The sequence below is a fragment of the Corynebacterium sp. genome (assembly GCF_043426755.1).
GTDB lineage: Bacteria > Actinomycetota > Actinomycetes > Mycobacteriales > Mycobacteriaceae > Corynebacterium.
This window is the reverse complement of record NZ_JBHWRP010000092.1, coordinates 1-9,722: the sequence shown is the minus strand read 5'-3', so window position 1 is coordinate 9,722 and position 9,722 is coordinate 1. Positions and strand designations below refer to the sequence as shown.

Sequence of the window (9,722 nt, the reverse complement as noted above, 5' to 3'; positions counted from 1 at the left end):
CCCCCGACGGTCTGGTCATGGATACTGCCACCGCCGAGGTCACCGAGGTCTACCGCCAGGTGGGGTTCAGCACCGGCACCGCCACGATGCCCGACGACCACATCGGTTTCCAACTGATGTGCGTGGGCCACATGGCCCGTGGCCATGCGACTGCCGACCAGATTGCCGAGTTCGTCGAGCAGCACCTGGGCTGTTTCGCCGACAAGGTCATGGCGGGTGTCGACCAGAACGCCCGCACCGCGATCTACCGTGCTCTGCCCGGCCTCACGCGCGGGGTCATCGCGGCAGCGCTCTAAGATCGCGCCACCCTCCTCCCTTCAGCGCAAACTGTTGGACCTGGAATGTTGGAACAGGGGCGGTTCGGTGTCTCGAAGCTCGAAAACCGCCCAGTTCCAACAGTTCAGCTTCAGCAGTTTAGGTCCCAGGAAGCCGAGATAAGACAGAACAGCGCCCGCTCTCCTCCTAGAAGGTGAGTGGGGCGCTGTGTTCGTCGTGAAGCGATTATGCCTCGGTGACGGAGCCTCCGGCTGCTTCGATCTTCTCGACAGCAGACTTGGAGAACTTCGTTGCGGTGACGTTCAGCTTGGCGCTGAGGTCGCCGCTACCCAGGACCTTGACTGGCTGGTTCTTGCGAACCAGGCCTGCTGCGACGATGTCTGCAACAGCGATGTCGCCGCCCTGTGGGAAAGCCTTCTCGAGGTCTGCAACGTTGACTACCTGGTAGACAACCTTGTTGCGGGCCTTGAAGCCCTTCAGCTTAGGCAGACGCATGTGAAGTGGCATCTGGCCACCTTCGAATGCGTGTGGAACCTGCTTACGTGCCTTCGTACCCTTGGTACCGCGGCCAGCAGTCTTGCCACCCTTGCCTGCCTCACCGCGACCAACGCGGTGCTTTGGCTTGTTTGCACCCTTTGCTGGGCGCAGATCGTGGAGCTTAATAATGTCGCTCATTGTTTAACCTACTCCCCTGCAACTTCTTCAACGGTGACCAAGTGGCGCACCTTGAGGATCTGGCCGCGAGTAGCCGCGTTGTCCTTCTTAACAACAGACTGGCCGATCTTGCGCAGACCGAGGGCCTCCAGGTTAGCACGGTGCTCAGGCTTGGTGCCGATCTTGCCGTGGTTCAAAGTAATCTTCAAAGCCATGGTTTATGCCTCCTGTCCTGCGCGTGCGCGCAGCATGCGAGCGGGGGCAACCTCTTCGAGAGACTTGCCGCGCTTTGCAGCAACCTCTTCTGGGCGAGCCAGATCCTTCAGACCTGCAACGGTGGCCTTGACCACGTTGAGGGCGTTGTCGGAACCGAGGGACTTGCACAGGATATCCTGCACGCCAGCGCACTCAAGCACTGGACGAGCTGCACCACCAGCGATCACACCGGTACCAGGAGCAGCTGGGCGCATCATGACGATGCCCGCAGCAGCTTCACCCTGGACTGGGTGAGGGATGGTTCCGCCAACCATTGGGACGCGGAAGAAGTTCTTACGAGCCTCTTCGGAGCCCTTCTGGATTGCGGCAGGAACTTCCTTAGCCTTGCCGTAGCCCACACCGACCATGCCCTGGCCGTCGCCCACGATGACGAGGGCGGTGAAGGACATGTTGCGGCCACCCTTAACGGTCTTAGCCACACGGTTGATGGAAACTACGCGCTCGATGTACTTGTCGCGATCATCGTTCTGGCGACGATCGTCGCGGCGGCCGCGGCCACCACGCTCGTTGCGGTTGTTCTTCTTGTTCTGGTCGTCGGCGGAGCGTCCGCCGTCACGCCGTTCACGTCCCGGCATTACGCATTCCTTCCGTTGATGTTCATGGTCATGGTGGTCATTAGAACTTCAGGCCACCTTCACGTGCGGCGTCGGCAAGTGCTGCGACGCGGCCGTGGTACTTGTAGCCGGCGCGGTCGAAGACGACCTGCTCGATGCCGGCTTCCTTTGCGCGCTCAGCGATCAGCTGGCCGACCTTTGCTGCCTTGGCCTTCTTATCGCCCTCTGCGGAGCGGATGTCTGCCTCCATGGTGGAAGCAGAAGCCAGGGTGTGGCCTGCCAGGTCGTCGATAACCTGAACGTGCATGTGGCGGGAGCTGCGGTGCACAACGAGGCGTGGTGCCTCTGGGGTGCCGCGCAGGGTCTTGCGAATGCGGAAGTGGCGACGTGCGCGTGCCTCACGACGGCGGGTGGAAATATCCTTGCCGATCGGAGTGCGCTTGGTGTTCTCTGCAGTGTTGCTCATGCTTACTTACCCGTCTTTCCGACCTTGCGACGAACCTGCTCGCCTGCGTAACGGATGCCCTTACCCTTGTATGGGTCATCCTTGCGCAGACGGCGGATGTTTGCCGCGAGCTGGCCTACCAGCTGCTTGTCAATGCCTTCGATGGAGAACTTGGTGTTGCCATCAACTGCAAACGTGATGCCCTCAGGCGCCTCGATGAGGATCGGGTGCGAGTAGCCGAGGGAGAACTCGAGGTCCTTCCCCTTCATCTGCACACGGTAGCCAACGCCGAAGATCTCCATGTTGATCTTGTAGCCCTCGGTCACACCAACAACAAGGTTGTTGACCAGGGAGCGGGACAGACCATGAAGCGAGCGGTTCTCGCGGTGGTCGTCCGGGCGCGAAACGACGATTTCGTTGTCTTCTACGGCAACGGTGATCGGCGCTGGAACAGTCCACGACATAGAACCCTTTGGGCCCTTGACGTCAACATCCTGGCCGTCAATCTTTACCTCGACGCCGTTAGGGATTGCGATAGGTGCTTTACCTACACGTGACATATGTTCTTACCTCCCTATTACCAGACGTAAGCGAGGACTTCCCCGCCTACGCCTTTCTCGCGAGCCTCACGGTCGGTCAGCAGGCCCTGGGACGTGGAGATGATAGCCACGCCGAGGCCGCCGATGACCTGAGGAAGGTCGGTGGACTTTGCGTACACGCGCAGACCTGGCTTGGAAACACGGCGCAGACCAGCAATGGATGCCTGGCGCGATGGGCCGTACTTCAGATCGAGGGACAGGGTCTTGAAGCCCTTTTCTTCCTCAACGTTGTAGTCAGCGATGTAGCCTTCCTGCTTCAAGATCTCAGCGATGTTCGCCTTGAGCTTGGAGGAAGGCATAGACACGGTGTCGTGCTGCGCGTTGTTTGCGTTGCGCACGCGCGACAGCATGTCCGCGATTGGATCTGTCATGGTCATGTTAGTGACCGTTACCTTTCTCGTTGCGGTTCCTGCCCACCTATGGCGTTTTCCGTGTGATCTCTCGGGGGCGACTATGCGCTCTACACACTCAGTAGCATGTAGTGCTCGCTGCCCAATCCATCCACTCGGTCCGCATAATGGCGAGGGGCCTGCAACAAAGTTGGAATATTTTGATTGTGGTTGTCCTTGGCACGCTCAATTGCGGGCACAAGTCCAGCGATCGACACTACACTGCGGAACAGAAAGATCAAAATTGCACTCTGCCGGGGGTTTTCAGTATCGTGTCGGTTATGACCGCACCTACTGAAATATCACGTTCCAATCCCGTGGCGAATAAATTCGACAACCCACGGGTCAGTGGCCCCTCGAAGGCCGCCGCCGGTATCCCTGGCGTCATGCACGCCATGGCACACGCCGTCCCTAATAAAGGCGTGGGCACCCTCCTTACCCTTAACAAGCACGGCGGCATCGACTGTCCTGGCTGTGCATGGCCAGAGCCACCACAGTCCGAGCTCGGCATCGTCGAGTTCTGTGAGAACGGCGCAAAAGCAATCGCACAGGAAACGACCGGCACCCGTGTGACCCGCGAATTCTTCGCCAACACCACCATCCAGCAGATGCGCGAGATGACCGACTACGAGCTTGACCAGCTCGGCCGTCTGCAGGAACCAATGCTTTATGATCGCTCGCGTGGCGACGAGAAGTACCACCCTATTACCTGGGATGAGGCTTTCAAGCTGATCTCTGAGCAGCTTCACAAGACTGAGCCTTCCCGCGCTCACTGGTACACCTCCGGAACCGCAGTGAACGAGTCTGCGTACGTCCTCGGCCTGCTGGGCCGTCGTCATGGCTCGAACAACCTGCCAGACTGTGCGAACATGTGCCACGACTCCACTGGTGTCGCTTTGGCCAAGACTGTTGGCGTTGGCAAGGGTTCTGTGACCATGCAGGACTTCCACAACGCGGACCTAATTATCTCGGTCGGCCAGAACCCAGGCACGAACCACCCGCGTGCGCTGTCTGCTTTCCACACGCAGAAGTCCAACGGCGGCAAGATGATCGCCATCAACCCAATGCCAGAAGTTGGGCTGATGAAGTTTAAGGAGCCACAGTCCGTCAAGGGTGTTCTGAACATTCCAGAGAAGCTTGCCGACGAGTACGTGCAGGTACGTCTGGACGGCGACCGTGCTCTGTTCCAGCAGATTAACCGCGAGCTGATTCGTCGTGACGCACTGGACCACAAGTTCCTGGACCAGTTCTGCTCCAACGTCGATGAGACCATCGCGCACTTGGAGTCGCTGGATGACGCGCAGCTGGAGCGCGCTTCCAACGTCCCCATGTCGCAGGTCCGCAAGATCGTGGACTACGTGGAGAAGGCTGAAACCATCGTCTTGGCGTGGACGCTTGGCGTGACCCAGCATAAGAACGCTGTGGACACCATCCAGGAGATGGTGAACTTCCTGCTGCTGACCGGTAACTACGGCAAGCCAGGCGCAGGTTCTGCACCTTTCCGTGGCCACTCCAACGTGCAGGGTGACCGCACCATGGGTATCTCCGAGAAGATGCCTGAGTGGTTCCTGTCCAACCTGGAGAAGGAATTCGGCTTTGACGTTCCTCGCGATCATGGCCGCGGCTCTGTCGAGACCGCCATGGCACTGCGTGACGGCGAGTCTGACTTCTTCCTGTCCCTGGGCGGCAACTTCGTTCGCGCGGTTTCTGACACCACCGCCGTTGAGGATGGCATGAGCAATAACCAGCTGACTGCTCATATGCTGACCAAGCTCAACGCCACCTGCGCATGGCCAGGCGAGAAGGGTCTGATCCTGCCAGTGCGTTCCCGCTCTGACTACGACCCACAGAAGTCTGGTCCACAGATGACCTCGGTGGAGGCATCGGACTCCAAGGTTTCCGGTTCCCGCCCGAAGCGTAAGGCGAACATGGACCTGGACCTGAAGTCCGAGGTGGACATCATCTGCTCCATCGGTCGCGAGACCTTCGGTGATGCTTTCTGGCAGCCGATGATCGACGACTACGGCGTGATCCGTGACCACATCGCGAACACCATCCCTGGTTTTGAAAACTACAACGAGCGCCTCGAGCGCCCAGGTGGTTTCATGCTGCCGCACGCTGCACGTGAGCGCATTTTCAACACCTCCGATGGCAAGGCACAGCTGACCATCAACGAGACCAACGCGATTGAGCTCGAGGATCACCAGCTGCTGCTGTCCACGGTGCGCAGCCACGACCAGTACAACACCATCTCCTACGGTCTGAATGACCGATACCGCGGTGTCCGTGGTGGCCGTCGCGTCCTGTTCATCAACAAGGTGGACCTGCAGAAGCGCGGCCTGAAGGATGGCGACCTGGTTGACGTTGTCTCCGTGTACGAGTCCGGCGAGCGCCGCGCGGAGAACTTCCGCCTGGTCGAGTACGACCACGCACGTGACTGCGTCTCTGGCTACTTCCCAGAGCTGAACAACCTGGTCCCACTGGAGGAGTTCGCACACGGCTCCGAGACCCCAGTGTCCAAGTCCCTGGTTGTCCACCTGGAGCCACTGGGCCGTAACGCTCACGACGAAAAGTAAGTTCTCAAACACTTGTCACCCACCGCGCCTTCTTGGTGTGGTGGGTGTCGTCGTCTCTAGGGGAAATGCGTGAACGCGTAACCTAGTGGGGACAGAAAGGAATGACCATGAGCCTGAGCAACGCCCTCCAACCCATCATCGACCACCTGGTCACCACCCGCGATCATCGCGAAGAGTTGTACACCCAGTTCCACCAGTCGCCCGAATTATCCATGCAGGAGTACGCGACGGCTGACCGCATCCGCGCAGAACTCGACCGCATGGGTATTGCCCACCACACCGTGGGCGGCACAGGCGTTGTGGCGATCATCGAGAATGGCGCCGGGCCGGTCGTCGCTACGCGCGGTGATACCGACGGTCTGCCGATGAAGGAGGACTCGGGCAAGGATTATGCGTCCACGGCCACCCAGGTCGACGAGGCCACGGGCGAGGAGGTCCCCGTCGCCCACGCCTGTGGCCACGATGTCCACATCATGAGCCTGCTCGGCGCGGTGGAGGCACTCAACGCCACGAAGGATGCGTGGTCGGGCACCTTCATTGCGGTGTTCCAGCCTGGGGAGGAGACGGCGTCGGGTGCGCGCGCGATGGTTGATGATGGCATCGCTAAGTTGATCGGCACCCCTGATGTGTATCTGGGTCAGCACGTCTTGGGCACCCTGCCCGGTGGCGCTGTGGGCACGCGGGTGGGCCCCACCTTGTCCTCGGCCTTCTCAGTCAAGATCACCATCCACGGCAAGGGCTCACACGGTTCGATGCCGGAATTGGGCGTGGACCCAGTGGTAACGGCGGCGTCGATCGTCGGAAAGCTACAAACTATTGTGTCGCGCGAGGTCGCTGCCGCCCAGACGGCCGTTGTCACGGTTGGCGCGATCCACGCGGGCACGAAGTCCAATATCATCCCGGATTCCGCCGAGCTCCTGGTGAACACCCGCGCCTACGATCACGAGGTGGGCGCCCACCTGCGCGAGGCCATCGAGCGGCTGGTCCGCGCCGAATGCGAGGGCGCCCGCTGCCCTGCCGCCCCGGAGTTTGAGTATTACGACACCTACCCGCTCACCGACAACGATGAGGACGTGACGACGACCGTCCGCGCCGCCTTCGACGAATACTTCGGCGAACTGTCAGTGGATTTGGACCCGGTGCCGGCCTCTGAGGATTTCTCGATCATCCCGGACGCGGTGGGAACTCCGTACACGTTCTGGGGTCTGGGCGGCTTCGCTGATCAGGCGAACGCTCCCGGCAACCACAACCCGGCTTTTGCACCTGACATGCAGCCAACTCTGGACCGCGGCGCTGAAGCTATCATTGTGGCTAGCGCACCGTGGCTAATCGGCCAGCGCTAGACAACTAATTCTCAAGATTATTACTAGGAAAGGAAACAGAATGGCGAAAGATAGCCCACAGGAAATAAAGTCCACGAACGAATGGTTGAACCAAGCATCAGAGACTTTGCAGATCTCCCCTGAGCTCACCCGTACAGTGCTGGGTGATCTGCTGGACCTGACAAAGAACGTCGCGCATGGCCCTTCACGCCCTGCAGCGCCTGTCACCGCGTTTTTGGTTGGCCTGTCCACCGGGCAGGCGCAGGCAGCGGATACTAGTGAGGAGGATCTGGCGGCGGCGGTGCGCGAGCGCATCGCGAAGATTAACGCAACGCTAGAGGAGTATCAGGACTAGTGGGACGCATTACCCGCAATTTCGCCGTCACCAAGGTCACGCTTGACGACGACCAATTCACCACTGACACCCGTGCAGACAGTGTCACTGTGGAAGAACCGCTGGAAATCCGCAACGGTGCTCAAACACTGACCACCACGATGCGGACCCCGGGCCACGATATCGAACTGGCCCACGGTTGGCTCTACGGCGAAGGCATCATCACCGATGCCGACCAAGTGTCGGAGGCCCGCTACTGCGCGGGCGCTACCGGCCCCGATGGGCAGAACACCTACAACGTGCTGGAGCTCAACCTGTTGACCCCACAGCCCATCGGCCCAGAGTTTATTCGCTTAACGACGACCACCAGCGCCTGTGGGGTGTGTGGCACCACTTCGATTGATGAGATTATGGGCAAGGCGCACAACCCGATTAGTCCGATCCAACTGGATCCGCGCGTGGTGTTGGACCTCCCCGAGAAGTTGCGGGGCGGGCAGCAGCAGTTCCGCAAAACTGGCGGCATTCACGCTGCCGGCGCTTTCGACCTGGAGGGCAACCCGGTGGTCATCCGCGAGGACATCGGCCGCCACAATGCCGCCGACAAGGTGATTGGCCACATGCTCATGGAGGGCCTGCTGCCGGCGAAGGATCACATCCTAGTAATGAGCTCGCGCGCCTCCTTCGAGTTGGTGCAGAAGGCCGTCATGGCTGGTTTCGGCGGCTTGGTGGCGGTGTCCGCGGCTTCCTCCCTAGCCGTGGAGCTTGCCCGCGAGGCGAACATGGCGCTGGTCGGTTTTGCCCGTCCAGGCCGCTTCAACCTCTACTCCGGCGAACTCGCCGACGTCTAGGACGGCAGCGCCGGCCGTTGCCGCAGCCGCGTCTGGCCCAGATCGCTCATGTCTCCGGCGTCCATGCCGTTGAAGTAGGCATGGGCGTTCATGGAGCGCTGCGAGTTTTTCGCTGACGCCTTCAGATTGTTCTCGAAGAGGAAATTGTCGCGCGCTTCGGTGGCGCGGGAGGCATCGTCGATAAGCGCAAGCTCGTAGCCCTGCGAGGCCGCCGCAACGGTCGTCTCCGCCTCCTTGAGACGGGCCGCCACCTGGGAGGCGAAGCCCGACATGAAGGAACGCCTGACCACCACCATGGAATAGGCGGGGTCCCGCGGCTGGTCTTGGGCGCCCGCCAGCATCTGGGGCATGAGCATGCTAAACAGCATGAGTAGGCGCTCCACGTGGCGGCGCAGCCCGAAGACCATCACCTGACGTACTTTCGTGGAGTTACGCACGCCCACGCTTAATGCCTCGCAGTGCAGTGAGACCGCCAGTGAGGAGAGCAGTTGGGCCTGCATATCCGTGTAGGCGCCGCTGAGGTCCACTTTCTCCATGGTGACTTCGTCACCGCCACTGCCACCGTTACTGTCGCGGTCAATGTCGCGCTCGTCGAAGCCATAGGTGGCCATCAGCTCGAACGCCTTGGTGTAGAACACCTCCCCCTCCGGTGTCCCCTGCCGGTCCGCGGCTTGATTCAGTAGTTTTTGAACACGCTGTTTGATTTTGTCGATTGAGTTCATCGTTCCCCCGATGGTGTTGTTGTCGGACGACGGTGTGTCGCCACTACTTCCTATTCCTACAACACTTTGCCACCACGCGCGGAGCGGCCCTTCCAAACCTGTGGATAACTCGCTTTTCGACGATCGCCTGTGGATAACTCTGCTGCGCGGGCAGAAATAAACCGCCTGCGCCCCAACGATTCGGGGCGCAGGCGGTCTTGTTGAAACCTAGGCTTAAGTCCTAGTCCTTGTAGACGTACTTGGTCTTGTTCAGCCAGGCGTAGACGCCGCCGATAAGTAGGCCGCCGCCAACAAAGTTGCCCAGCCACACCATCAACCAGTTGATGGCAATATTGCCGACGGTGAAGTTGCCCGGTACGGAATCGGCAAACATGGTGATCGACATCAGGGAGAAGTTCGCGATAACGTGCTCTAGGCCCAGGCCGACGAAGATGGCGATGATCGGCACGATGACGAAGAACTTGGACACGAAGTCCTTGGCGAACAGTGCACCAACGATGGCCATGTTGACCACGAAGTTAGCGCCCACTGCCTCGATGAAAGCGTGCCATGGGCTCTTGTCCAGCTTGCCCTCGGACAAAGTGGCGATGAGGTGGGTGCTGTCCATGCTGCCCAGCTTGGCGGTCTGGCTCATCAGCAGGCCAACCAGGAGCGCACCGACCAGGTTGAAGATGGTGGTCAGCACGACGAACCAGATGCCCTTGCCCCAGCCGATCTGTTTGGTGGT

General features: G+C 60.2%; 13 protein-coding genes. 5 read left to right on the top strand and 8 right to left on the bottom strand.

Annotated features, from left to right (window positions below; translation table 11 throughout):
• Positions 1-296 (top strand): molecular chaperone TorD family protein (locus ACHFGA_RS09430; protein ID WP_394282131.1); only part of this gene is annotated, 296 nt, incomplete at its 5' end.
• Between the two features lie 205 nt (positions 297-501).
• Here ACHFGA_RS09430 and rplO read toward each other — a convergent pair.
• From rplO to rpsH, 6 genes are read right to left on the bottom strand one after another with little or no spacing between them, the layout of a single operon-like run.
• Positions 502-951: a 50S ribosomal protein L15 gene (rplO, locus tag ACHFGA_RS09425; RefSeq protein ID WP_018581646.1), complete on the bottom strand. Its 450-nt coding sequence runs from the start codon at positions 949-951 to the stop codon at positions 502-504.
• A gap of 8 nt (positions 952-959) precedes the next feature.
• A complete protein-coding gene (rpmD, locus tag ACHFGA_RS09420) occupies positions 960-1,145 on the bottom strand; it encodes a 50S ribosomal protein L30 (protein WP_018581645.1) in 186 nt (61 codons plus the stop codon).
• Positions 1,146-1,148: 3 nt separating this feature from the next.
• Positions 1,149-1,781, bottom strand: a complete 633-nt coding sequence (gene rpsE / locus ACHFGA_RS09415; RefSeq protein WP_018581644.1) for a 30S ribosomal protein S5 — start codon at positions 1,779-1,781, stop codon at positions 1,149-1,151.
• Positions 1,782-1,821: 40 nt separating this feature from the next.
• Positions 1,822-2,226 carry a 50S ribosomal protein L18 gene (gene rplR, locus ACHFGA_RS09410; protein ID WP_018581643.1) on the bottom strand — a complete coding sequence of 135 codons (405 nt, stop codon included), beginning with the start codon at positions 2,224-2,226 and terminating at the stop codon, positions 1,822-1,824.
• A 2-nt stretch (positions 2,227-2,228) separates the two neighbouring features.
• Entirely contained in the window at positions 2,229-2,765 is a 537-nt protein-coding gene (rplF, locus tag ACHFGA_RS09405; protein ID WP_394282130.1) for a 50S ribosomal protein L6, read from the bottom strand.
• A gap of 17 nt (positions 2,766-2,782) precedes the next feature.
• Complete coding sequence (gene rpsH / locus ACHFGA_RS09400; protein ID WP_018581641.1) at positions 2,783-3,181, bottom strand: 30S ribosomal protein S8; 399 nt, start codon at positions 3,179-3,181, stop codon at positions 2,783-2,785.
• A gap of 293 nt (positions 3,182-3,474) precedes the next feature.
• Between rpsH and ACHFGA_RS09395 the strand changes: the two genes are divergently transcribed.
• The 4 genes from ACHFGA_RS09395 to fdhD all read left to right on the top strand — a co-directional run bounded on the left by ACHFGA_RS09395 (position 3,475) and on the right by fdhD (position 8,273).
• Positions 3,475-5,769 (top strand): FdhF/YdeP family oxidoreductase, encoded by a 2,295-nt coding sequence (locus ACHFGA_RS09395; RefSeq protein ID WP_394282129.1) that lies wholly within the window; start codon positions 3,475-3,477, stop codon positions 5,767-5,769.
• 107 nt (positions 5,770-5,876) lie between these two features.
• The gene (locus ACHFGA_RS09390; protein ID WP_394282128.1) at positions 5,877-7,112 is read left to right on the top strand and encodes an amidohydrolase; all 1,236 of its coding nucleotides are present in this window, start codon (positions 5,877-5,879) and stop codon (positions 7,110-7,112) included.
• A 40-nt stretch (positions 7,113-7,152) separates the two neighbouring features.
• The gene (locus tag ACHFGA_RS09385) at positions 7,153-7,446 is read left to right on the top strand and encodes a DUF6457 domain-containing protein (protein ID WP_394282127.1); all 294 of its coding nucleotides are present in this window, start codon (positions 7,153-7,155) and stop codon (positions 7,444-7,446) included.
• A complete protein-coding gene (gene fdhD, locus ACHFGA_RS09380) occupies positions 7,446-8,273 on the top strand; it encodes a formate dehydrogenase accessory sulfurtransferase FdhD (protein ID WP_394282126.1) in 828 nt (275 codons plus the stop codon). Before ACHFGA_RS09385 ends, fdhD begins: the two co-directional genes overlap by 1 nt.
• On the opposite strand, the gene ACHFGA_RS09375 is transcribed toward fdhD, so the two are convergent.
• Positions 8,270-8,995, bottom strand: coding sequence for a DUF2786 domain-containing protein (locus ACHFGA_RS09375; RefSeq protein ID WP_394282125.1), 726 nt, complete (start codon positions 8,993-8,995; stop codon positions 8,270-8,272). The genes fdhD and ACHFGA_RS09375 overlap by 4 nt on opposite strands.
• Positions 8,996-9,215: 220 nt before the next feature.
• The coding region (locus ACHFGA_RS09370; RefSeq protein WP_394282124.1) for a formate/nitrite transporter family protein at positions 9,216-9,722 on the bottom strand (507 nt) is incomplete at its 5' end.

Coding starts and splice junctions, on each gene's coding strand:
- rpsH (WP_018581641.1), bottom strand. CDS start 3,181: ATGACCATGACAGATCCAATCGCGGACATGCTGTCGCGCGTGCGCAAC.
- ACHFGA_RS09375 (WP_394282125.1), bottom strand. CDS start 8,995: ATGAACTCAATCGACAAAATCAAACAGCGTGTTCAAAAACTACTGAAT.
- rpmD (WP_018581645.1), bottom strand. CDS start 1,145: ATGGCTTTGAAGATTACTTTGAACCACGGCAAGATCGGCACCAAGCCT.
- rplO (WP_018581646.1), bottom strand. CDS start 951: ATGAGCGACATTATTAAGCTCCACGATCTGCGCCCAGCAAAGGGTGCA.
- ACHFGA_RS09385 (WP_394282127.1), top strand. CDS start 7,153: ATGGCGAAAGATAGCCCACAGGAAATAAAGTCCACGAACGAATGGTTG.
- ACHFGA_RS09395 (WP_394282129.1), top strand. CDS start 3,475: ATGACCGCACCTACTGAAATATCACGTTCCAATCCCGTGGCGAATAAA.
- ACHFGA_RS09390 (WP_394282128.1), top strand. CDS start 5,877: ATGAGCCTGAGCAACGCCCTCCAACCCATCATCGACCACCTGGTCACC.
- rpsE (WP_018581644.1), bottom strand. CDS start 1,781: ATGCCGGGACGTGAACGGCGTGACGGCGGACGCTCCGCCGACGACCAG.
- rplF (WP_394282130.1), bottom strand. CDS start 2,765: ATGTCACGTGTAGGTAAAGCACCTATCGCAATCCCTAACGGCGTCGAG.
- rplR (WP_018581643.1), bottom strand. CDS start 2,226: ATGAGCAACACTGCAGAGAACACCAAGCGCACTCCGATCGGCAAGGAT.